This window comes from Beijerinckia indica subsp. indica ATCC 9039 (genome assembly GCF_000019845.1).
Taxonomy (GTDB): Bacteria; Pseudomonadota; Alphaproteobacteria; order Rhizobiales; family Beijerinckiaceae; genus Beijerinckia; species Beijerinckia indica.
The window spans coordinates 2993889-3017154 of the sequence record NC_010581.1; the positions used below are offsets into that span (position 1 = coordinate 2993889).

At 51.4% G+C, this 23266-nt stretch carries 16 protein-coding genes and 4 pseudogenes; 8 read left to right on the top strand and 12 right to left on the bottom strand.

The features are described from left to right. Positions 1 to 48: 48 nt before the first annotated feature. Together BIND_RS13275 and BIND_RS20195 are read left to right on the top strand one after the other, a co-directional pair. Positions 49 to 663 carry an ABC transporter substrate-binding protein gene (locus tag BIND_RS13275; protein ID WP_012385566.1) on the top strand — a complete coding sequence of 205 codons (615 nt, stop codon included), beginning with the start codon at positions 49 to 51 and terminating at the stop codon, positions 661 to 663. Positions 664 to 1077: 414 nt separating this feature from the next. After that, entirely contained in the window at positions 1078 to 1890 is an 813-nt protein-coding gene (locus tag BIND_RS20195; RefSeq protein ID WP_012385567.1) for a transporter family protein, read from the top strand. Here BIND_RS20195 and BIND_RS13290 read toward each other — a convergent pair. From BIND_RS13290 to BIND_RS13300, 4 genes and pseudogenes are all read right to left on the bottom strand, one after another. Beyond that, positions 1887 to 2189: pseudogene (locus BIND_RS13290) on the bottom strand (integrase core domain-containing protein); the annotation flags it as partial. The gene BIND_RS20195 and the pseudogene BIND_RS13290 sit on opposite strands and share 4 nt — an antisense overlap. After that, positions 2176 to 2292: pseudogene (locus tag BIND_RS21985) on the bottom strand (integrase); the annotation flags it as partial. The pseudogenes BIND_RS13290 and BIND_RS21985, both read right to left, overlap by 14 nt. A gap of 489 nt (positions 2293 to 2781) precedes the next feature. Further along, the gene (locus BIND_RS13295) at positions 2782 to 3789 is read right to left on the bottom strand and encodes a zinc-dependent alcohol dehydrogenase family protein (RefSeq protein WP_012385568.1); all 1008 of its coding nucleotides are present in this window, start codon (positions 3787 to 3789) and stop codon (positions 2782 to 2784) included. After that, complete coding sequence (locus tag BIND_RS13300) at positions 3786 to 5012, bottom strand: MFS transporter (protein WP_012385569.1); 1227 nt, start codon at positions 5010 to 5012, stop codon at positions 3786 to 3788. The genes BIND_RS13295 and BIND_RS13300 overlap by 4 nt, the downstream gene beginning before the upstream one ends. A gap of 65 nt (positions 5013 to 5077) precedes the next feature. Between BIND_RS13300 and BIND_RS13305 the strand changes: the two genes are divergently transcribed. Then, positions 5078 to 6007: a LysR family transcriptional regulator gene (locus tag BIND_RS13305; RefSeq protein WP_244395890.1), complete on the top strand. Its 930-nt coding sequence runs from the start codon at positions 5078 to 5080 to the stop codon at positions 6005 to 6007. Between the two features lie 64 nt (positions 6008 to 6071). On the opposite strand, the pseudogene BIND_RS20715 reads toward BIND_RS13305, so the two are convergent. After that, a pseudogene (locus tag BIND_RS20715) lies at positions 6072 to 6706 on the bottom strand (IS6 family transposase); the annotation flags it as partial. A gap of 113 nt (positions 6707 to 6819) precedes the next feature. After that, the gene (locus BIND_RS21990; RefSeq protein ID WP_244395891.1) at positions 6820 to 7779 is read right to left on the bottom strand and encodes a matrixin family metalloprotease; all 960 of its coding nucleotides are present in this window, start codon (positions 7777 to 7779) and stop codon (positions 6820 to 6822) included. Between BIND_RS21990 and BIND_RS21995 the strand changes: the two are divergent. Both BIND_RS21995 and BIND_RS22000 read left to right on the top strand, forming a co-directional pair. Next, positions 7714 to 7908: pseudogene (locus BIND_RS21995) on the top strand (recombinase family protein); the annotation flags it as partial. The gene BIND_RS21990 and the pseudogene BIND_RS21995 sit on opposite strands and share 66 nt — an antisense overlap. Positions 7909 to 7955: 47 nt before the next feature. Then, positions 7956 to 8378, top strand: a complete 423-nt coding sequence (locus tag BIND_RS22000) for a recombinase zinc ribbon domain-containing protein (protein WP_244395892.1) — start codon at positions 7956 to 7958, stop codon at positions 8376 to 8378. A 240-nt stretch (positions 8379 to 8618) separates the two neighbouring features. On the opposite strand, the gene BIND_RS13325 is transcribed toward BIND_RS22000, so the two are convergent. The 6 genes from BIND_RS13325 to BIND_RS13360 form a co-directional block, all read right to left on the bottom strand. Continuing rightward, a complete protein-coding gene (locus BIND_RS13325; RefSeq protein WP_012385572.1) occupies positions 8619 to 9923 on the bottom strand; it encodes a UDP-glucose dehydrogenase family protein in 1305 nt (434 codons plus the stop codon). A gap of 245 nt (positions 9924 to 10168) precedes the next feature. After that, on the bottom strand, positions 10169 to 11035 hold the full coding sequence (locus BIND_RS13330; protein WP_244395893.1) for a TOBE domain-containing protein: 867 nt from the start codon (positions 11033 to 11035) through the stop codon (positions 10169 to 10171). 219 nt (positions 11036 to 11254) lie between these two features. Then, positions 11255 to 12667: a mannose-1-phosphate guanylyltransferase/mannose-6-phosphate isomerase gene (locus BIND_RS13340; RefSeq protein ID WP_012384191.1), complete on the bottom strand. Its 1413-nt coding sequence runs from the start codon at positions 12665 to 12667 to the stop codon at positions 11255 to 11257. Between the two features lie 655 nt (positions 12668 to 13322). Further along, the gene (locus tag BIND_RS20720) at positions 13323 to 15635 is read right to left on the bottom strand and encodes an endo-1,4-beta-xylanase (protein WP_012385575.1); all 2313 of its coding nucleotides are present in this window, start codon (positions 15633 to 15635) and stop codon (positions 13323 to 13325) included. A gap of 192 nt (positions 15636 to 15827) precedes the next feature. Then, on the bottom strand, positions 15828 to 18047 hold the full coding sequence (locus tag BIND_RS13355) for a polysaccharide biosynthesis tyrosine autokinase (RefSeq protein ID WP_012385576.1): 2220 nt from the start codon (positions 18045 to 18047) through the stop codon (positions 15828 to 15830). A 69-nt stretch (positions 18048 to 18116) separates the two neighbouring features. After that, positions 18117 to 19313 carry a glycosyltransferase gene (locus BIND_RS13360; RefSeq protein ID WP_012385577.1) on the bottom strand — a complete coding sequence of 399 codons (1197 nt, stop codon included), beginning with the start codon at positions 19311 to 19313 and terminating at the stop codon, positions 18117 to 18119. 1539 nt (positions 19314 to 20852) lie between these two features. Here BIND_RS13360 and BIND_RS13370 point away from each other — a divergent pair. From BIND_RS13370 to BIND_RS21360, 3 genes are all read left to right on the top strand, one after another. Next, positions 20853 to 21671, top strand: coding sequence for a DUF3102 domain-containing protein (locus BIND_RS13370; RefSeq protein WP_012385578.1), 819 nt, complete (start codon positions 20853 to 20855; stop codon positions 21669 to 21671). Between the two features lie 149 nt (positions 21672 to 21820). After that, the gene (locus BIND_RS20725; RefSeq protein ID WP_012385579.1) at positions 21821 to 22633 is read left to right on the top strand and encodes a WecB/TagA/CpsF family glycosyltransferase; all 813 of its coding nucleotides are present in this window, start codon (positions 21821 to 21823) and stop codon (positions 22631 to 22633) included. Positions 22634 to 22744: 111 nt separating this feature from the next. After that, positions 22745 to 23113, top strand: a complete 369-nt coding sequence (locus tag BIND_RS21360; RefSeq protein ID WP_148210643.1) for a transposase — start codon at positions 22745 to 22747, stop codon at positions 23111 to 23113. Positions 23114 to 23266: the final 153 nt, after the last annotated feature.

Below are 23266 nucleotides of genomic sequence, written 5' to 3' on the forward strand. Positions count from 1 at the left end.
ATTTAAGAAGAGACACGCGGCCACGCGTCCGGCTTGGAGGAAACCTCAATGATGCTTCGTCATCTTGTGGCGGCAACGGGACTGTCGCTGCTGAGCCTATGTCCTGTCCTCAGGCAGGAAAAGTCGGCTGAGCTGCGCATCGGCATCACCACCTACAATTCCGGTCCCTCATCGGTCGTCGGCATCCCAGCCCGTGACGCAGCAGAGATGCTTGGCTCCAAGAGCAACGTTAAAGGAGGCCTGCAGGGCGTACCGGTCGAGCTCTACTTTGACGAAGGCGCAGGTGCCAAAGCACTGACGATTCGATATGGCGACCTTATCGAGAATTCCGGGAGGGGCGTGATGTTCGCTCTCATCTCCTCAGGTGTGTGCAATGAGGCGCTGCCCGCGGAAGATCTCAAGGTCCTCAACTTAATGTGGGACTGCGGCACCCAGTGCATCCTCATGGATGACAAATATTCCTACGTCTTCGGCACCCAGGCGAATGCAGCTCTCGAGGTCATGGCGCCATCGCTCAACCTTTTCAAGACCAAGCTGGTCTCCGAGACGATCGCCGTGGTGAGCCAGGACAACGTCTGGGGTCAGGGCAACCGGTCCATCTTCTCCCAGGACATTGTGGGCCGGGCCGCCCAACGTGGCCAGTTCAAATCCTGCCCGAGCTGAAAAAGATGGTGAAGCGACCTGCCGGTTCCGTCTCCGGTGGCCAGGTAATATGGCCAGCTCGGCCGTGTGCTGATGCTCGCCAACCCGTCTCGTGCTCCTGTATCTCGTTTTGGAAAATGCGGAGTTCGTCCCCAGCGTCCGGCGTGCTCCTCGAGGTGGATGGAGACCGGACCATTTGAAGCGACGCAGGCGCTGACTTTACGGCCATTTTGGTGGCCTCCTGCCGATACGCGTTGGAAACAAGCATATTTGCCTCAGCACCTTTCGAGCGGACGGCTGGCGTCTCGGCGCCGGCGAGCGGGCCCAGCTCTGCTTGCCGCATTCAACGAGGCGGATCGGGTCATGATCCTTGCGTGCCGTTGAGTCTTTCATTCAGAGACCTAAAGAAAGTAAAGAGAACGGGGAATTACATCAATGAAATTCAATATAGCATTCAGGATCGGATTTGTGGGACTTACATCGGTTGGTACAGCAATGTCAGCGCACGCGTTTTCGTTCCTGCAACCTGGTTTTACAACAGGTCTGCCATTGTACGCTATCTTTCCTGAGGGGTTATACCTAATCAATGTACCACAATATGGAGTTCGTAATAGTAAACCGTCTTTCGACCTCGCTGCAGATTCACCTTTCTTCTTCTATCAATCTCCGTTTGATATTGGTGGCGCACATCTAAACATGCAGTTCTCGCCAACTTATACCATCTCCCGTGTCGCGGGAGTGGCTACAGCGCGGGGATTTTATAATACCTATTTTGGCATCGGGGCTAGTTGGGATCTCGGAAACGGATGGTATATTGGCAATCGTTTCGCAGGTTTTATACCACAAGGTGGCGCTGAGGCATATCACTTTGGTGATTTAGAGGAGCGCGTAGGCTTGACCTACTTGAAAGATGGTCTGCTCTTTACAATTACCGCCGTTTTAGGGGAACCTATACAATCTGGTTTTCGAACGGCTCCCAACGCCTTTAATCTTGATCTGACACTGACACAACAATTCGGTAAGTGGGAACTCGGGGCAGTTGCTTTCGGTTCGACCGACCTCAATAAGCCTAATCTGACTTATGCAATGCAGCGTCAATTCGCACTAGGTCCCTTAATCGGCTATGATTTCGGTTCATTCACAGTAAAACTGAAGTTCACAACTGATGTGGCTCAACAGAACTACGGCCGCTATGATCGTCGAGTGGAGGCCGACATGATTATTCCGGTTTGGCTTGCCCAAGATTAGATGTTTGATCCCGCGAATTGATGGAGCAGATCCAGAATGAACCTTTCTGGTTCATTTGTCCAGACTTTGCAGATGTATTCAAATGGCGTGAGGCCCTTCAATGTCTTGAGGCGTCGCCCATAATTGTATGCATTGATGAAGTCCGCCAAGTGATTGTCGAGCTGTTCATGATCGTCGTAATGATACCGTTTGACAGTGGCTTCCTTGATCGTGCGGTTCATGCGCTCTACCTGACCATTCGTTCAGGGATGCTTGACCTTGGTCAATCTGTGTTCGATGCCATTACTGGCGCATGGCCTCCTGGATCGGAATGCCGCGCCGCGCGGCTTCGGTGAGATAGCCCGAGCGCAGACCATGGGCGGAAAACTCCTTCGGATCGAGGTCAGCCTCGAGGCAGCGCGCCGGGGGACTGGAAAAGAGTTGGGGCTACGCCGCTTTTCGGGGCGAGATGATTTGTTTGTGTAGACGCCCGTCCAGCATGGCAGCGCGGACCATGGCGACGTGATGAGCCCCTCGTGGAGACCAGCGCATGCGTCGGCGTTTCGCCATGCGGGCATTGGCGATCTCCTTGACACAACCTTCGGCTTGCCGCTGCGGTAGCGTCGACCATAGTTGATGACGGCTTGGAGGGTGAGCCCGAAGTCCTCAATCGTTGCTCTTGAGAACGACCGTTCCAACTGGCCGACCTCGTATTCGATCACCTCACCCCAGCCGGTCATCGCCTCCAGCTTGATCCGCCACTGCATGACTTCTTCCTCCCCTCGGAAGAGCCAATCTTGCCTCAACAATGCTGTTGCCCGAACTCATTTCCAATCCCCAAGGAGTGGCGTTCCGGGTGGGCGAAGACGAGGAGAACTTTCATGGTGGCGTGTTCCTGCTGGACTGTGTTTGTCAGAACTCGAGGACGATCTTGCCGAAATGGCCGCCAGTCGCCTGGAGCCGGAAGGCCTTCGCGATCGCAGCGAGCGGAAAGGAGCGGTCGATCACCGGGTGGCCATGGACGGCATCGATGCCGCGGATCAGGTCCATCTGATGACGGCGGCTGCCAACGATCAGGCCCTGAAGGCGCTGCTGCCGAGCCATAAGCATGCCTGTCGGCACAACTCCCTCCCTCCCGGTCAGCACGCCGATCAGTGAAATGTGGCCGCTCACACGCGCAGCCTTGATCGATTGCGCCAACGTGCCCGGGCCGCCCACCTCCACGACGTGATCCACTCCGATACCGCCCGTCAGGGCCCGCACCCGGTCGCCCCAGTCCTCATCCCGGCGGTAGTTGATGCAGTGCGCAGCACCCATGGAGCGAAGCCGCTCCAGCTTTTCATCGGAGGAGGAGGTCGCGATAACCGTGGCCCCCATGGCCCGAGCAATTTGCAGCGCGAAGATCGACACGCCACCCGTGCCGAGTACCAGCACGCTGTCTCCCACCTTAAGGCCGCCGTTGACCACCAAGGCTCGCCAGGCGGTCACCCCGGCTGTGGTCAGGGTCGCAGCGGCGGCGTGGCTCCAGCCGGCTGGAGCGCGCGTGAAGGAGGTGGCCGGTGCTATCACCACCTCCCGGGCGTAGCCGTCGATCCCATCGCCCGGCGTGGTAGCGAAGTCGGCGAGGGTGGCCTCGCCGTCCAGCCAGGTCGGGAAGAAGGTGGATACGACATGGTCGCCGGGCTTGAACTCTGTGATTTCGGAGCCGACCGCCTCCACCACTCCAGCGCCGTCAGCCATGGGGATACGTCCATCAGCGACCGGCAATCGTCCGGTCACCACACCCAGGTCGTGGAAATTCAGGGAGGTGGCATGCACTCGCACGCGGATGGCGTTTGGTCCGGGATCGCCGGGATCGGGAAGGTCCACCAAGGTCAGGCCGTCAAGCCCTTGCTGCGGATGAGCCTGGATAGCTTTCATGCGGGTGCTCCTCGGCTGCGTGAGGGCAGCCACTGCAAGACGGTCGCGGTCGCCGAGACGACCAGAACGGCGCCGAGATAAGTCTGGGTCGTGCCCAGGAAGCCGGTGAGCGGAACGGCGAAGCCAGCGGCGATGGGCGGGACGCTCAAGGACAGGTAGGTGACCAAGAAGATCGCCGCGAAGAGTTCCGCACGCTCATGCACCGGGGTGAGTGGTACAAGCGACTGGATAAGGCCGCTGAACGATGCACCCAACCCAGCACCGGCGACCGCGCTGCCGACGAAGAACAGCGTCAGCGCCCCGGTGCCGGTCGACACGAGAAGCAGGCCGCCCCCGGCCGTCACCGCCGCCATGCCCAACACTGCCATGCGCTCGGGCGGCTGCCCACGCAACAGGAGCGGGGATACGGCGCCGGCTCCGCATAACACGGCAACGGTGGCGCCGTTCAGCAACCCGCTGCTGACCCCGAAGACGTTGTGCAGCAGCGACGGCCCAAGCGCGATGACGAAGCCGCACAGCGCCCAGATGGACAGGAGCAGTGGCAAGCCGCGCCAGAAGCCACCGCGCGCGGCACAGGCAACATGCACGCTCGGCACCATCGATCGAAGCAGGCCGGGCACCGGGCTTGCCGTTTCGGGGATAAGCACCACCAACACTGCGCCCAGGCAGAACAGTCCACTCAGCAACCCAAAGGCCCAGATTTCCGCTTGGTTCGTTACCCCGAGCAGGGCCCCGGTGACGAGGGCGCCTGTAGCGAGCCCGGCTAGTGGCGAGATGCTGGTCAGTAAGCTGCCGAGCGCCTTTCGGGTCGGTGGCGCCGCTTCGATCACCGCAGCAGACAACGCGCCGTTGACCACGCCCATGGACAGCCCTTGAACGATCCGGGCGGCAAGCAAGCCGCCGATGCCGTCTGCCGTAAGGAAGAAGGCCATGGACGCGACCTGGATCCCCAGCGCCGCAACGATCACCGGCTTGCGGCCTAGGTGGTCCGATAGCGAGCCGGCAACGAGCAACGTCACCAGAAGAACCAGTGAGTAGATACTGAACGCAACCGTCAGCATGCCGGGGGAGAAGCCCCATCGCCCCTGAAACACAACGAACAAGGGTGAGGGCACGCTTGCCGAAACGAAAAACAAGAACAGGATCGTCGCAAGCAGCGGAAAGGCGATCGAAGAGCGGCTCTGCGATTTCAGAGGAAGGGCTTCGGGCAAGCTGACATCCATGTCATCGATCAGGGCTTCATAGGATCGAGCCCTCTCAACAGAGTATCGCGCGATTTCTCACGGTATTGAAATCGAACCTTTTGCATGTCATTATCCAGCGCATGGATACCAAGAACCTCGATCTGGGGCTGCTCGTCACGCTTGAAGCCCTGCTGGCGGAGCGAAACGTCACTCGTGCCGCTCGGCGCCTAAACCTTAGTCAGCCTGCCTTGTCGGCACGGCTGGCGCGGCTTCGTGAGGCACTAGGCGATCCGCTCCTGATCCCGGCCCAGCGCGGGATGGTGTTGACCCAGCGCGCACTTGAGCTTCAACAGCCATTGCACGAGGCATTAGAGAGTGTCCGTCGAGTGGTCGGAGATGGAACGCCGTCCGACCCGGCTACCATGCAGGCGACCCTGGTGATCGCGGCGAGTGACTACATCCAGTATGCGCTGCTAGCGCGCTTCTTGGTCGCGTTGCGGGCCGAGGCGCCGATGATCCGCATCGCTTGGCGAGCCCTCGACGTGCTGGCGCTCTCTACGCAATTGGAGCGCGGTGAGGTGGACCTGGCCTTAGCGGCTCCCGAACACGCGCCGGCTTCGATGCGCCAGCGCCGGCTCTATGATGAGGATTACGCGGTCATCGCGCGACAGGGGCATGCAACTGTGCAGGGTGATCTTGACCTAGACGTGTTTTGCGCATTGGACCACATTGTCGTGTCGCCTCAGGGCGGCGGCTTCGCAGGGCCCACCGATGCGGCGCTTGAGGCAGTTGGCCGTCGCCGCACCGTGGCCTTGTCCACGTCGGGCTTCCTGATCGTGCCAGAAATCGTATCGCAGTCCGACATGATCGCAGTGATCCCGCGGCGGATCGCAAACGGCTGGTCGGATCGAGTGCAGGTGCTGGAAGCTCCGGTCACCATACCGGGATTCGTCATCGCCAGCGTTTGGCACGAACGCACGACAAATCATCCAGCACAAGGCTGGCTGCGCGAACGACTTGCTGCATTGGCATGATGCTGAATTGGGCGCGTTGCAAATTTTAAATACGGATACGGGAAGACGTTTGAGACTGTGATTTTTACGCTTTGTTAACCAAGGGAAGTCCGAAGCAGACAGAGAGCAGATCGTTCTGCTCGCGGACAGTCCATTGGCCGATGAAGCCGAAGCCCTTGCGCAGCCACAGCATAGCCTCGAAGCCTTTGATAGTCCTCCGCGGGTGGTGAAGGACTGGAAGCCACCGACCTTGGGCATGGCTTATTTGACCCGGAAATGGTCGCTTTCGATGTCCTGTTGCAGGTGTTTGGTGACATGATGGGTCAGGTTCTGGCGCAGCAGGCCGTCCTTCTCGGCCGCCTTGATGGCGGACGGAAAGGTCCTGGCGCCATCGGTGCCAATGCTGTCAGGCGCAAGCAGCGGCTCGTCTTTCAGCATCTTGCGGAAGAACCGCTTGGCGGCGGCAAGATCACGCTGGGCTGTGAGAAGAAAATCGACGGGGTTCCCATGCTTGTCGATGGCCCGGTACAGATACCGCCACTGGCCACGGATCTTCACATAAGTCTCGTCGATGCGGATCGAACCGCAGTGAGGCTTGCGGAAAAACCGCAGCCGTTTCTCGATCAGCGGGGCATAGGCCAAAACCCAGCGGTTCAGGGTGGTATGATCCACTGCAAAGCCCCGTTCGAAGAACATCTCCTCCAGATTTCGATAGTGCAACAGGCCCGCACCATCAAGTGGTCAATAATTATGGATGAATAGGAGGAGCAGGATTGAAATCTTGCTGGGTCAAGGGTCGGCCTTGAGCCGGCCCTTGAGAAGCGCCCGCCTTCTCAGTGAAGCAGCGAGTTGGTGAGCAAGCTCGGCGGATTGGCCTTGCGGAGGAAAGTTGGGATGCGAGGAAGCCTGCGCGCCAAAGCCTGCATGGCTTGGATCATCTGGTTGAGACCGCCAGGATCAGAAGCGGGGGTGGAAGATGTGATCCCTGAGACTGAAGATGTGGACAAATCCGTGCCAGCAGCTGCACTCGGGCTGGTCTGGTAGAGGAATTGGATGCCGCTGATATCGGTCTGATCGAGTGTCCTGTTACTGGACGAGGCTTCGGCATACATGACCGAAGTGGGATCGGCATTGTCGGCGAGGCCGAGCGCGTGGCCGATCTCATGCAGCAGCACCTGGTAGAGCGTGGCGTGGGTGCCGGCATAGGTCTGCTGTTCCGGCCCACCATGGGACAGAGCCGTCTCGCTTGGATCCTCCAGCCGAATGATGGCCCCCGCTTTGATCGTGCTATGATCAGTCTGGAAACTTGTAAAGCCGAGCACGCCGCTGTCCTTGGTATCGAAATCGCCCCAGCCGATCCGGATGTCAGTGGCTGGGCTGTCCGTCACCTCTTGGAGCGTGAGTCCAGAAGCCTTGGCCCAGGCGTTCATGGCTTTTTCCACGGTGGCCTTATACTCGCCGTTCAGAAAGCCGCTGAAGGGATCTGTAATAGATCCAGGACCCGAGGCAAAACTCCAGGTAATGATTTTGGCCCCAGTCGCTGGATCCGCGGGCACGGCCCATTTTACGCCATCATAAACCGTTGTGGTGGCGACGCCTTGCGTGCCGGTGGCTTGCCAGGCGGTCAAGGCCTGAACGCGGGCGGGCTCACCTATAGCTATGTACCAGTATCCAGTGATGCGGGCAAGCGCAGGATCGTTGAGACAGAGGCAGAAATCGTGCGCCGGGTGTTTCGGGAATATGTCGACGGGCGGACACCTCGTGACATCGCACATGGTCTCAACCAGGATCATGTGCCGCCGCCTCGCGGTCGTGCATGGAATGCCTCGACGATTAATGGCAACGCGCAACGTGGGACTGGTCTCCTGCAAAACGAGCTTTATGCAGGCCGCCTGGTTTGGAACAAAGTCCGGATGGTGAAGGATCCGGACACAGGCAAGCGCATCTCCCGTCCAAACCCGAAAAGCGAGTGGCACACAGCGAAGTGCCCGACCTCGCCCTCATTCCACGCGAACTCTTCGAGGCGGCGCAAAGCCGCAAGGAGGCGCGCAGCGTCACCCATCCCCATCAGCAGCGCCGGCCGCGGAACATGCTCTCCGGCTTGCTGAGGTGCGGCGCCTGCGGAGCGGGCATGTCCACAAATGGCAAGGACAAGTCAGGTCGCATTCGCATCCGTTGCTCCGCCGCGACCGAGAGCGGCACATGCCCCGATCCGAAGACCTTCTACCTTGAGACGGTCGAAACGGCCGTTCTCAATGGTTTGAAGGCGGAGATGCGCCATCCGGACGTAATCGCTGAATATGTCCGAACCTATCATGAGGAGCGCAAGCGCTTGCCCCAGCGACGACCAAAATCGGCATGGCCAACATCGTCTACAACATCAAAAGGGTGATCATGCTTCGCAGAGCCGGACTGGAGCCGGCATAGGCCACCAAAGAGAATGGCACTGCCGGAAGCCAACCTCTCATCGGATCAGGAGGAATGTCCTGACCCTCTCATCCAATCAATCAAACCAAGCAAATTCGCCTTCCAGACACGGTTAATAGAACCGTCCAACTGCCTGATCCACCCGCATGGTTCTCATGCAACCTGAGGCCAGACTTTGCAACAGAACGCCCTCTCTCAGTTCGTCTCAGGAGCGTCCGATGCTGGCATAGGTGAAGGACTGGCGCCTGACTTCCGCGGGGTCGTAGATATTGCGCAGATCGATCAGGATGGGCTTGGTCAGGAGACCGGTCAGGCGTGGCAGGTCGAGGGCGCGGAATTCGTCCCATTCCGTGACGATCACCAAAGCGTCGGCGCCGGTGCCGCACTCATAGGGGTCTTTCGTATAGGTGATATTGTTGAGGACGAGCTTGGCCTGCTCCTCGCCTTCCGGATCATAGGCCCTGATCAATGCGCCATGGTCTTGCAAGGCCGTGATGATGGAAATGGCGGGCGAATCCCGCATATCATCGGTATTCGGTTTAAAGGTCAGGCCCAGCACGGCGATGGTTTTGCCGCGCACCGAGCCATCACAGGCCGCGAGCACCTTGCGCGCCATCGCCCTTTTACGCTGATCATTGACGGCGCTGACGGTTTCCACGATGCGGATCGGCGCGCCATAGTCCTGGGCCGTCTTGATCAGGGCTTGCGTATCCTTGGGGAAGCAGGAGCCGCCATACCCTGGCCCCGCATGGAGGAATTTTCCGCCGATGCGCTTGTCGAGCCCGATGCCGCGCGCGACATCCTGGACATTGGCGCCAACTTTTTCGCAAAGATCAGCGACCTCGTTGATGAAGGTGATCTTGGTCGCGAGAAAGGCATTGGCCGCATATTTGGTGAGTTCGGACGTGCGGCGGCTGGTGAAGACGAATGGCGCCTGATTGAGATAGAGCGGCCGGTAGATTTCAGTCATCACCGCCTCGGCGCGCTTGTCCTCTACGCCAAGAACGATGCGATCGGGCCGTTTGAAATCCTCGATGGCTGCGCCTTCACGCAAAAATTCCGGATTGGAGACGACCGCTATATCGGCATCGGGACGCACCTCTTTGATGATGCGTTCGACTTCGTCACCGGTCCCGACCGGCACGGTGGATTTGGTGACGACGACGGTAAAGCCCTGAAGGGCCCCGGCAATGTCACGGGCCACCTGATAGACATAGGATAGATCGGCATGGCCATCGCCGCGCCGCGAGGGTGTACCGACCGCGATGAACACGGCCTCCGCCTCGCGGACGGCGGTTTTCAATTCGGTGGAAAAGAACAGGCGCTTTTGGCGGACACTATTGGCGACGAGTTCCGCGAGGCCCGGTTCGTAGATCGGCATCTTGCCGGCATTGAGCGAAGCAATCTTGCTTGCATCATTATCGACACAGGACACGATGTGCCCAAAATCCGAGAAACACGCGCCAGAGACAAGACCGACATATCCAGAACCCACCACCGCTATACGCATGTTTGTCCCCAAGGCCGAGCTGAAATTAAGAATTGTCTATAACATTAGAAAACCTATCGGGCCACGATCTTCCCCATAAGAGATACAGCGATTTTCCGTCACTCCGAAAGATTTCCTGGTTCTGTTGCAAAGTTGTGCTGCGGAATCACCGTTTACTCAGAGCTCTGGTATGAACAGCCATCTTTGTGACTCTTTGCAACGCAGCTTACTGCCAATAAATTTACTTTATCATGGAAAGGACGTGATCAATCGCTTGCGATAATGACATCGGACGTCTTGAAAATCGCCCAAACCTTTTTGCCTGGATGAAAATCGCCTTCTTCAGTTTCCTCACAAGAGATAATCGATGTAATAGTCATGCCATCTCCTATATCAACAATGACCTCAAAATTGGTCTCATCTTTGATATAGGTCAGCACAGTACCGGGAATCTTGTTCCAGGCTGAAATTCTCGGTGGCTCCTCGGTTGTGGTCAATATCACCGAAGAAGCATTTACCAGGACGACGGCAGGACATCCAACCACCAAGCCGAGTTCCTGAACGCTAGTACTGGTCAGAACAGCGGCGATCTCACATTCAGGCGAGATTTGCAGCTGAACTAAAACATTGATAGGCGCTGATAGCACATTCTTTACTGTGCAACGGAAAGCATTGCGGGTACTAAGGCGCATCGCCATCCCCCAAAACAAGAGATCACGATCGTTCTTAAGACCTTTTTCGGCGATCATGTCAGAGATCCGCCCCAACTTTTTCTCAAGATGACGAAAAATGGCGATCAGACGGCGGCCTTCTTCCGTAATCTCAGCACCGCTTTGTATGCCGCCCGAGTGGATAATAAAGGCTGGGTAAGGGAGAAGATCATTGATGTCGTGAACAGCATTCCAAGCAGTTTTGTAGCTGAAACCAGCAATTTCCGCTCCTCTGGTAATGCTTCCGTGCTGCATCACAGCCTCGAGCAATGTGATACGCTCTCGACTAATGAGTAACCGCTTATCAGCGCGTAATGCAAGGAATGTATCTATTTTCCTAGAAATCATGTGGTCAAATTTCGATTGAGAGATATTAATAGTAAAATAAACTAGTATCGTACAAAAACGACCATCTGTAAACATGAGCGATCAATAGGAAACACGCGATAATACATGTATACAAACACGAACTGAATACTCTGCGAGCCGTTGAATGTCAGTTTTTGCATTGCCCCTTGGACTAGTGGCTCAGCTTCCTGATAATGGCATTGACGACAAACAACAGCGTCCGAGATCGGAAACACAAAATCATAGCTTTCCCTCGACACATCGTAAACCAAAGTTTGCAGCAACGCCATATTTCTAGTTGCGGTTGTAGACGTCCTGCAGGCGGACGATATCGTCCTCGCCGAGATAAGAGCCTGTCTGGACTTCGATCAGTTCGAGATTGATGCGGCCCGGATTGACAAGGCGGTGGACCGAGCCGATCGGCAGGTAGATCGATTCATTTTCATGCACGAGATGGATCTCGTTGTCGCGGGTGACTTCCGCCGTACCCTGAACGACGATCCAATGTTCGGCGCGGTGAAAATGTTTCTGCAGGGAAAGGCGCTGGCCGGGCTTGACCACGATGCGCTTGACCTGATGGCGCGCGCCGGAATCGACTGATTGATAATAGCCCCAGGGCCGGTAGGACTTTTTATGTTCCAGGGCCTCGGTCCGCTTTTCTTCCTTCAGCCGGTCGACGAGCTGCTTGACCCGGTCGCCATGTTTGGCGTCGAGCACCAGGACGGCGTCCTGCGTCGTGACGACGATGACATCATCGACGCCGACGACCGTGGTCAAATGCCCGTCCGAGCGGACATGAACGTTTGACGCATCGAGAATGAGGCCGTTGCCGCGGATCGAATTATTCTTTTCGTCGCGGTCGGACAATTCCCATACGCTCGACCAATTGCCGACATCCGACCAGCCGATATCGGCCGGCACCACGGCAGCCTTGGTGGTTTTTTCCATGACCGCATAGTCGATGGATTTTTTCGGCGCCTTGGCGAAGGCCTCGCCGTCGAGAAGGGTGAAATTCATATCCTTCTTCGAATGGGCCACAGCTTCGATCGCGGCTTCCGCGATCTGGGGCTCGAAAGCCTGCAATTCGGAGAGCATCACATCGGCGCGGAAGATGAAATTACCGGAATTCCAGAGATAGTTTTCGGTGATATAGCGCTCGGCCGTGGGCAAGTCGGGCTTTTCGACAAAGGCTTCCACCTTCAGGGCCGTTCCATCAGGGACGACGGCCTTGCCCGTCTTGATATAGCCATAGCCCGTTGCCGGCGCGGTCGGCTTGATGCCGAGCGTCACAATATAACCTTCGGCTGCGGCGACCGCGGCATGTTGACACAGGGTGACGAAACCTTTCTTATCCTGCACGACATGGTCGGCGGCAAGAACGGCCACAACGGTTTCGGGCGCGATGAGATTGGCGAGCTCCGCAGCGACCGCCACGGCTGGACCGGAATCACGCCGGCAGGGTTCCAGGACGATTTGAGCTTCCTTGTTGATCTGCGCCAATTGCTCGGACACGAGGAAGCGGTAATCGTGATTGGAAATGACGATCGGTGTCTCGAAAATTGGGTCGGACACGATCTCGATCACGGACTGGAAAGTGGAGGTCGTTCCGACCAGCGAAATGAATTGTTTGGGCAGGCTTTCCCGCGATTCTGGCCAGACCCTGGTCCCGGAGCCGCCACACATGATGATGGGAAGAATTTTCACCATTGCTAACCCCCTTCCAATTCAAAGAGAAAATATCTACTAGGCTGATGTATCAAAAACAGCCATATTGCCTGCGTATTTGTTATGTCAATAATGTATACTATAAACAATCATCAAAAAATAGAAATATCCAACCCCTACGTTATCGTGGCCAACTATTCCAATTTTGATCTAAATGAATTGGGAGAAATGTTCTTTAGTATCCAGTTGATTCTGTACTTGACCATATAGAGACAATCATATTTTGTTGTTTAATCTCCTTCATGTTTGACATGAGTCCGGCTTCTCGCTTTGCTGTTCGACGGTGCTCTTTGGAAGTGTTCATCCTAGAGTATCATTCCTCACACGTTCTATGTGATGTCGAATCCGCACAAGAACTGTTCAAGACCACGATGAGACAATACCGCCTTGCCAAGGAAATCTGGCAGAGCGTGCGACGGTGCACCCATGCAGGCGACGATCCATAAACGCCGTCCAACACCAGACGATGATCGGCAAGTGGACGACCGTTCCTTGGACTGCGTTCAATCGAAAAGAGTTTAAAGAAGCCCCATTCGTCATCCGACATCACCTCAGAACTAAGATTTGCCCCCCTGCCCTAAAAAAGCAGCTTTGAATCTTTTTGTAATCTCTTGGGAATCCTCTTTGTCAACGGAATCTAGTGTTGGGGTGTCCTGACTACTCCAACAGGTTGAGAGCCGGCGTCTATAAGAGCGCTAATAATTGTATGGTATGCTGGCTTAGGTGCAAGTGAAGTGTCAAATGGTAAAGGACGCGCTGTTCCCTTACGCTGATCTTGATAAAAGCTATAGCGATCAGCCAATTGCCAAGTCTCTAAGATTTTCACGGCTGGAGCTTTTGTGATAGCACGGACGAAATCCCCATAGATTTCGGCGACCTTATCGTCGATCTCAGACATCGAGCCAGAGAAAATAGAATCATCAACATCGAGTTCGGTGATATAGACATCAATTCCAAGCGTACTCACCTTTGCGATGAATTGTGCAAGGATATCGAAATTTCGCGTATAATGGGGGCGGATATGACACTCAAGACCAACTGCATCAATAAGACCTCGCACCGAAAGATCCTGGAGAAGCTTAAACAACTCCTCGCGAACAACTAAGCCGAGATCATCAGACCGTTCCACCCAAGCTTCATTTAAGACGAGCTTAGCTGACGGATCGGTGCGTCGAGCTATTTGAAAAGCCTTGATGATATATTCTGGTCCAAGTGCGGAATACCAAGGGCCATCCCGAAAGCCGCCTGGCTTTTTATGGCCAGGCCAAAAAGGCTCATTGACTACATCCCAAGAATGTATGCGGCCACGATAACGCCCCATCACCTCCTTGATATGGCGTTCTAACCACTCAATGCGTTCATTTGCAGGAAGTTTGATTAACCAATCTGGATTTCCCTCGTTCCAAATCAGATTATGGCCACGAATAGGGATACTTGCCGCATCCGCAAACGTAATTAAACTATCTGCGATCGTGAAATCCGCTTCTGGTCCATTACGACGAAGTGCCTTAAATTTCATATGGTAATCGGTTGTAAGGATTGCAGCGTGAGTCTTGATGAGCGCTCCATAGGCTGCATCAGAAATCGCTATCTTATCGAAAGCACATCCGAATAAAAGACCTACGCGTGCGGCAGCCTGCTTCAAAGGAAGGATCGTTGTGGGCGTTGCCGCTAATATTTTCGTTTTAAGAAGTCCAACTGACGCGAAGGCTCCAAGCACACTACGGCGCGCAAGCCCATTCTGCGGTTGGGTGATATCTGATGTAAGAGAAATTGGACTAGAATGTGGTTGGAGCCACTTTGCATGATGGGATGAAAAACCATACGAAGCTGCAACACAACGGCGCCAAGTCAAAATCTTCGCTCGTTCAAGCGCTCCATCTGCCAATGCTTGGCGGAATCTCGGAAGATCATGGAGTTCACACAATGATTGCGCGATAGAGTCTGCATCGTTGCTATTGACGACCAATCCAGATTTTCCGTGCTCAACAGCTTCCGGCATACCGCCAACGTTACCAGCGATCGACGGTAACCCTTGTGCGCCAGCTTCCAAATAGACAAGTCCGAAACCTTCGACAAGACCGTTTAGCTTTGTGTGTCCAGTGAGGCAAAACACATCGCACGCCTTGTAAAGATCACGCAAGACGTCGTCTGATAGTTCATTTAAAAACAATGTTTTGCATCCAGACGCCGCAGCAGCAACCTTCACCTTACTGGTGTACTCACCATCATAGTGAGGTCCGACGATTATATAAATCGTGTGTTCCTTAATACGCTCTGGAAGACGTGATAGAGCTTCAATTACAGAGAGATGGCCTTTTCTGGGCGTGAGGCGTCCTACCGTGAGAATGACATAAGCATCATCTGCAACACCGAGTTTGAATCTCGTTTCGCTACGATTAGCAGCTGGTTGAAACCAGAAATCCGATACTCCAAGCCACTCCGTTTTTACTTTATGGGGTGGTATGTCGGGGAAATGTTGGTTGAAGAGAGAACGAGTAAAGTTACTATTTGCTAAAATTTCCGATTTACCCGAGAATAGTCGAACTAACGATATGATAGTTGCTTTAACCGGCGCCCGCATTTCATTGACATCACTACCATGTACTGTGAACAGTTTGTGCACTTTTGATGGAGCCATGAGGTGGACTGGCAGGAAGAAGGGCCAATCCATGGCATGAATAATATCAAATGTCTCGGATCGAACTGCACGGCGCACAATCTGCAATTTTTGCGGAAGATTCTTCATCGTATGCCGATGCCCGGCATAGCGGATAACACGGAAAGGAAAGCATTTTAAGTCATCATCAGCTAAGTCTTGGTGATAGGACGGTGCGTATAACGTTACGTCACCACCAAGCTCCGTAGCACCGCGGGCGAGTTCGGCTGCATATGTCCCGATTCCACCGCGTAAAGGATAAAATTCACTTGTAAATAATAAAAGGCGCATGTGGAAAACCCGAAGTTTGTTAGAGCCTCAATCATCAATCGGAGCATACCTGCAGCACGATAACTTTGCCTTGGCGTAGCTAGGTTAGATTGCGAAATAATCGTTATATTTGGAAAAATAATGTGTGTTATAAAAGTATACACGGTACTTCTTTAGATAAATATGTTAATGATATTATTTTATTTATGACAATCATATATCATGATAATGGTATGATTCTAAATGTTTCAATGACTGAACGTCTGCTTTATTTAAAATAACTCCGAGAATCCGCTCGATAGGACATTCCAACTTAGAGAGGCTTTTCAACACAATCTCTTTTTTTGTTTTGCCCAATTCCACAACCATGATGAATCTATCTATTAGGTGACTTATCGAATTTACGTCGACTACAGGCATAATAGGTGGCAAATCGAGAACAACATAATCGTAGTTTTCTTCTGCCCAGTTGATGAGTTGTTCCATATACTTTGAGGATAGAATCTCCGCAGTATGGGCAATATGTATCCTCGGTTCAGCCGGAAGGAAATCGATGCCTGAAATAGGATCATGCCAAATAACTTGATTAACAGTGCTTAGATTTTCGATGGTTGCGAGCAAGCCGTTGTCAGTATTACCAATAAACCCCTTTGTCATTGAATTGTGACGGAGATCGCTATCAATCAAGAGTATTTTTTTACCTCCCTGGGCTAGAATGGCTGCAAAATTAGCCGCTATCGTCGTCTTACCTTCTCCTGGTAAGGCGGAAACTATGCCAAAGGTGCGTACCTTGCTTACCCGGCCGCTAATTTGAATAGATAACTTGACATTCTGTAATGTTTCGGCAAAGCGGGAAAACGGTGCGTCAATGACGTAACGATAGATGCCTAAATTCGTAGGAAGCATCCGTTCTAATTTGCTTATAACATTTTCATTTTGTTGCTCCAGAAACGATATTTTAGGAAGAATTCCAAAGCATTTGAGACCGGTGAATTCCTCGATTTGCGCCTCTGTACGAAAAACATTATCCAGTCGTTCCCGCACAAAAACTGCAAAAACGCCTAAAAAGCAGCCGATGAAAGTAGCTCCTGATAGGATGAGCAAAGTCTTTGGCGACGATTTTCTTTCCGGTGTATCTGCTTTAGTGATGATCCGTGCTTCGCTCACAGGGAATGTCTGTTGTTGAGTGGCTTCCATCGAACGTTGTAGGAAATTGTCATGGAGAGTTCGGTAGGTTTGAGCTGTACTTTCAAGAACTCGCAGCTGAAGTTGTGCCTTACTTGTTGTTCCAGCGGCTTCAAGAGCAAGCTGGTTCAAACTTTTTTCAATCGCACCCTCCCGTGCTGACGCAATCTTGTAGTCACTTTTGTAGGTCTCGGTGATGCGATTCAGTTCTAAGCTGATTGATTTTGATATTTCGTGCATTTGATCACGAAGACGGACAGCAGCAAGATGGTCTGCTCCATAACGATTAGCCCATTCACTTTCTTTAGCGGAAAAATCGAGATACTGAGCGCGTAATCGGGAAATAACATCACTTTTCAATGCATCAGAAATTTTGGAGTTCGTTACATTGCCGTTCCAATCTTGGAGGGCGTCCAACTTAGCCTTTGCTTCAGCTGTTAGGGTCCTGGCTGCTATTAGCTGTGTATTGAGATCAGTTAATTGCTGTTGAGATATCAATCCACGCGATGTATCAACGAGATTATTTTCTTCCTTGAATTTACGCACAGCTTCGTCTGCGGCAGCAGACTGCATTCGTAATTCTTTTATGCGATCTTGCAACCATTCGCCAGTTCGGCGTGTTGCTTCAAACTTTGCATCGAGATCAGATATTATGTAACTATCTGCAATTGCATTGGCGATTTGTGCCGATTTGTCAGGATCCAGCGATGTATAGGTAATTTCGATTACATCAGTTAGGCCAACACGTTTGACAATAAGATTACGTAACAAAGCTTGAGTTATTTTGTAATCAATCTTTGTCTCACTAGTCAGACGTGGCTTAGAAAAAAATGATGTAATGTATGCAATGCAATTTTGCAGTATACCGCGCTCTGATCCACTAAATTCTGAATCATTTATCAGTTTTAATTTACGAACTACTGGCAATATAACGCTTTCCGACTTAATGACCTCTACTTGGCTATCTATTGTAGATGTATCCGGTGGTGCATCGGCGATAATTTGCGTTTTTTCAAAAACTTGATTCTTACTGCCGCCTATTAATACAGTCGTGCTAGCTGTATATTTTGCAGGCGCAATAATTATATAGAGCGTTGAAAAAATAATTAAAGTACACATAATAGTTGCTATTAAGCGCCATTGTCTCTGTATAGTGGACCAGCTACGAGCAAAGCTAAAATTTGCGCCGTGCTCACTAAATGATGAGGGGTCCAAATAATATTTTGCTTGCTTGTTTGTTTGAAGCATCAATGTCTTATACCCTATAAAGCCGAAGGTGCAAAGCTTGGCCTAAATCCGGTGTTTATGATTTTAATACTAAACATTTAAGCGTTGATGCACTTCGCGATGATAACTATATACTTTTTCAAGCAATATTTGCGGCGTGAAGTCTGCTACCTTGTGAGCAACTTTTTGTGGATCGATATGGCCAAGCTTAATCTCTTTCCAAATTTGGAGGAATCGCTCGGTAAGCTTTTCAAGCATCTTATCTTCTGATGTTCGAGGAACAAGATAACCACTTAAACCGTCCTCTATTACTGCCTCTAACTGAGGAAGATGAACTGCTACAGCTGGGCGACCTGCACCAAGCCCTTCGAGCGTGCAGCGTGGCATACCTTCGAATTCGGAGGTCAGAATAGTTGCATGCATTGACATAGCAATTTCCGCGATTTTCTTTTGAGGTTGAAACCCATGTAAATGCGTTACATCCTGTATATCGTCGAACTCAGTAAAGCGTGTAGGTTCACTTGTTCCGATATAGTGGAACTCTATACGGTCTTTACCTAATGCCGTTTTTAAGTTTTTTATTACTTTAAACATTAACCACGGCGCTTTAAAAGCATCGAGTCTTCCGCAAAACAATATACGTAATATATTATCATTTAGAATAAACTGAGTTGGTGCATATATGTCAGGATTGTACCAAGTTGTCAGCGTAGATATCTTTCCTGCATAACTGGGATACAGAGATTTTATTCGCTCAGTTATCATTGGGTTGACGCATAAAAAACGTTCGCAATGCTTAATTGCAAATTGCTCGTTAAAATTGTGTATAAAGCGATATCTACCTAGTAAGGAATCCATTTTTAGCTTTGGCGCACCTTCTCCATGCAGCATTTGAAAGAATGGCGTTCTCATGAGGACGCAAAAAAACGCAAATTCGACGCGCCTCAGATCTACGGTATACATCCCACTCTTAAGTAATTTTCTGATTTCAAGCAAATGTCTAGCAAGACCTGCTGCAAATTGGAATGTAATGCTATTTAGTATACTTTTGGCAGCTTCGTGAATTTGATTATCCGAATAATGTATAATGGGCATGAAACGGATATGGCGTCCTTGTACTTCAAGATCGGTGACTTTACCTAGTGGCAAGTCGCCCTTTCCATCCACACCTATCATCAGTATATTTATGTCATCCGGATGAAAGCGGATAAAATCACGAATGTATGTCTCTAGACCGCCTACTTTCGGTCCGCGCGGATCGAAAGGGTGTAATAGGCATACGTTCATTTTTAATGATCCCTATTGGTGATGAAAGCTAAATAGCGTTTCAGCCAGGCGTTGCCAGTATATAAATTAAATACACGATATGCCAATAACTCAACACATAAAAAGATCGATGATCGTTGCGTGCTTCTAAAGCGACTTTAGGCATTTGCTAGCCTGTGTTCATTCTTTTCATTAGCACGGCGATGCGGTAGGATAAGTGTCCTTCGGATAGCCTTTGCTTTGGTCTATTCCCCGTGAATCGATCCCATTGGACATCGTCCCATGCACCACCCATCTCTTAGCCAGGAGGATGGTAAGATAGCTGATTTATTTATGTTTTCTTTTAAAAAATAGTCAGGATCGAACGTAAGCGTATTCTCGAAGCGGAGATCGATCAGGCGTCGTCTTGTTTTACGGTTTTGACCATGCCTATGGCATGAGTTCGTTGATGTGGCTGTTTAGCCAACTGGAGACAATTTTTGTGTGGCGTTGGTGATGTAAACGAGCGGATAGCTGCCATCGAACTTGCAGGTTTCGATGATAGATCGGATAGCGACTGCTCGTTTTCCGCCTGCCTTTGAGCCAGCGAGCAGCCAATTGCGGTGCCCCCGAGGGCTGGGTGCGCTTGTTAGGACCACTCCTTGCGACCGGTCGTGGGATCTCTCCCTTCCAATTCGACCTCATCCTTCATGTTGCTCTCCGCCATAGACTACCGATCGCAGCATCATTCCTTCAAACGCAAGACGACCCTCAGAACTCCCTTACGATCAAACCGCTTTTTCCGACTGATGTGCGAGGCGAGGAAAGGGCGATGATTGCCGGGTGCAGAGCGGGGTCGTCTATGCCCTACCCTATGGCGGTTGCCGGGCCAATTGCGCGGATGTCCATGAGCCAAAGAAAATCCTCTACAATCCGTTTCGTCCGCTGGTCCGGGCCCGGAATCTTTGAAGGCCTCTTCAGTGTGCTCGCTGGTGCGGAAGATGCATCGGATCGGTTGTTCATCGACAGTTCTGCATGAAGGTTCATCACTGCACGGTCAACGGAAAAAGCGGCTTGGCTCAGTATCCGCTGCACAAGGACTACGACAGCAAGGATCTGCGCGAAGGGCTTGAAGAACGCAGCATACAACCCATTATTTCACCGCGCAAAACCACAAGATTCTCTACGACTACGACAAGGCTATTTACGAGCAGCGCAATATCATTGGACGCATGTTCTGCCACAACATCAATAGCTTCATAGCCACCATTTGCGTAGCAGCCACCATCATCTGGTGGTCTACTGAACCGGACCCAGCAAAAAGTTTTCCTCTCTCGATGCAAGTCTGCGAGATGTTGCGCAAACCTCTGCAAGTTCGCAAACCGCTCAGTAAGCATCATGGCACGGACGTCTTAAACCTCATAAGCCAAAAAACGCGCTAATAAATGATAAATTTGTATATCACCATAGGTTGTAAAAACGATCTATAAATGCACTATTATAATTCATTGTCTGAACGTATCCGGCGGCGACATTGAAGTAACCGTCATCCAGGGGGTGTATAAATTTAGGAAGGGTGCCATGCTTGGAGTTAAAAATCATAATGTCGTTAATTATTCTAAAGACATACAGCCATTCAACTATAATGAAGTTGAGTTATCAGTTGCCAATTTTTTACAAGGCCAAGCGGACCGCCTGCGGCGATATATTGGAAAATCCTTCATCCAGATTGGCCGAGATTTGATTGGCGCCAAACGTTATCTTTCACATGGCGCCTTTATCCACTGGGTGGAAAGCGAGGTCGGCATTCCTGCTCGAACCGCGCAAGGATATATGAAAATTGCGCTATGGGCAGAAGGCAAAAGCGCGAATGTCGCGCTTTTGCCACCTTCACTGCTTTACATCTTGTCGGCGCAAACTACACCGCAGGAGATTGTCAACAACGTGCTTGCTATAGTTGAATCAGGAAAAACCGTATCGGTTTCAGCGGTTCGGCAGCAATTACGAGCATTGCGAACATCGCCCGAAAAGCAGGAGGATGGGTCCCTCCTTCTTTCGCCCTCCGCGAGTTCAGCCTATGTTGACTACAGCGAACAGAATATCCCCACGAATTCGGTGTCAGCGGCATCGCACGACGATGACCTTGTTGAAGTCATTGAAATACTGTCACGTTGTCTTTCATTACATGAATATGAACGCGTGCGAACTATTATGACTAGTCAACATTTGTTACGCGACACGAATCTTGCTGAAAGAATTCTGAAAGCATTCGAACGACTCGCATGTGCCGAGCTAACGCATCGAAATCAATTCCATAACGTCATACCTCATGATTCACAGCATTCCTTAGAGTGTGACTTAATGCTATTAAACCATACAACATCGTCTCCACATGTATAGATATATATAATAATGTTATTATATGCACATATTACTATTATAGTATATAATTATATATCATATTATACCAGATAAATAAGTGAAATACTTTGATATATCTAAATATAGATGGTAACCTCATATAATATATTACATAGAGGGGTTATAATATGACATGTTGGGGTGATGCTTTTAAGGTCAATGATATTGCTGTAAACGGCCTTTCTGAGAAGATGGTCGTGAGACGGATATTTGATCTATTGTTGTCTGATGAGTCATTCACGGTATTTACAATAAATCTTGATCATATAGTTAAATTAAAAAGAGAATCAAAATTTGCAAAAGCTTATAATGCTGCGGAAATCGTAACGGCAGACGGATTTCCGATCGTATTAATAGGGCGCTTACTTAATAAAAAAGTCAAAAGAACAACGGGAGCAGACCTTATCGAGCCAGTATGTGCAGAAGCAGCTCGCAAAGGTATAGGTATATTCCTTTGCGGATCAACACATCACTCGCTTCAGTTTGCTTCACAATATTTATGTACAAAATTCCCCAACTTAGATGTTCGAGGTTATGTGGCGCCACCTTATGGTTTTGACCCTGAAGGAAGGGATGCAGATGAACTTATAAAAATAATAGATCACTCTGGTGCCCGCATTGCTTTTCTTGCATTTGGGGCCCCCAAGCAGGAAGTTTTTTCTCATCGAGCTGCACAACATGTATCTGGAATGGCCCTGTTGTCGATTGGAGCGGGTCTAGACTTTCTTTCTGGACACCAACTTCGCGCACCGGACTTGATCCGCAAGCTTAATCTTGAGTGGGCTTGGCGTCTGGCCTCCAATCCGCGGCGTTTTGCACGTCGATATGCAGATTGTCTTTCGATATTGCCGGGACTTATTATTAGCACTTTAATAATTCCATTATTTTATACAAATATAAACAGAATATTGCGGTCAATATCAGCCGATGATAACAGTTGATATTGCTATATTTATTTTTCACTCAATACTTATAAAGTAAGCAGTGGTTTGAAGGCATCTTTTCCGGCGGGCGGAATAAGGAGTGTTTGAGCTCATGGAAGGCTTAGGCATATGACGATCACTGAGCTTACGCCTGGAACCAAAGACGATAAACGTCCGCGGCGATTCGAGGTCTTTACGGGATCCGGACGCCGGCGTGATTGGAGCCAGGGAGAAAAAGCATTGATTGCCGCGGAGAACCGTTCATCTGACCCAAGTATTTGCGCGGTTGCCCGTCGACGTGGCCTTTCTTCATCGCAATTATTTCATGGCGGTATATCGCGCGGGAGAGACAAGAGTCCGATCCGCCGTTTGTGCCCGCGATCCTGCCAGACAAAACTGTTCCTCAGTTCCAACTATGGAACTGGCGGCGGACAGGATCACCGCGAAGATCGCGGCAAATGCGGAGCATCCATCATCAACGCGATCATTCAGCTTTGAAAGCGTCCTTGTGATCGGTCCGACAGGCAAAATCCGTGTGATGATTGCAACAAAGCCCGGGAACGGGAGGCCTGGCCTCGACAGTCGGTCGAGACGAGGAAACGGTGAGAACCTACATCAAGAACCAGGAGCTTCAGGATCGCGGGATGGGAA

Coding starts and splice junctions, on each gene's coding strand:
- BIND_RS13275 (WP_012385566.1), top strand. CDS start 49: ATGATGCTTCGTCATCTTGTGGCGGCAACGGGACTGTCGCTGCTGAGC.
- BIND_RS20195 (WP_012385567.1), top strand. CDS start 1,078: ATGAAATTCAATATAGCATTCAGGATCGGATTTGTGGGACTTACATCG.
- BIND_RS13295 (WP_012385568.1), bottom strand. CDS start 3,789: ATGAAAGCTATCCAGGCTCATCCGCAGCAAGGGCTTGACGGCCTGACC.
- BIND_RS13300 (WP_012385569.1), bottom strand. CDS start 5,012: ATGGATGTCAGCTTGCCCGAAGCCCTTCCTCTGAAATCGCAGAGCCGC.
- BIND_RS21990 (WP_244395891.1), bottom strand. CDS start 7,779: ATGATCCTGGTTGAGACCATGTGCGATGTCACGAGGTGTCCGCCCGTC.
- BIND_RS13325 (WP_012385572.1), bottom strand. CDS start 9,923: ATGCGTATAGCGGTGGTGGGTTCTGGATATGTCGGTCTTGTCTCTGGC.
- BIND_RS13330 (WP_244395893.1), bottom strand. CDS start 11,035: ATGTTTACAGATGGTCGTTTTTGTACGATACTAGTTTATTTTACTATT.
- BIND_RS13340 (WP_012384191.1), bottom strand. CDS start 12,667: ATGGTGAAAATTCTTCCCATCATCATGTGTGGCGGCTCCGGGACCAGG.
- BIND_RS20720 (WP_012385575.1), bottom strand. CDS start 15,635: ATGCGCCTTTTATTATTTACAAGTGAATTTTATCCTTTACGCGGTGGA.
- BIND_RS13355 (WP_012385576.1), bottom strand. CDS start 18,047: ATGCTTCAAACAAACAAGCAAGCAAAATATTATTTGGACCCCTCATCA.
- BIND_RS13360 (WP_012385577.1), bottom strand. CDS start 19,313: ATGAACGTATGCCTATTACACCCTTTCGATCCGCGCGGACCGAAAGTA.
- BIND_RS13370 (WP_012385578.1), top strand. CDS start 20,853: ATGCTTGGAGTTAAAAATCATAATGTCGTTAATTATTCTAAAGACATA.
- BIND_RS20725 (WP_012385579.1), top strand. CDS start 21,821: ATGACATGTTGGGGTGATGCTTTTAAGGTCAATGATATTGCTGTAAAC.
- BIND_RS21360 (WP_148210643.1), top strand. CDS start 22,745: ATGACGATCACTGAGCTTACGCCTGGAACCAAAGACGATAAACGTCCG.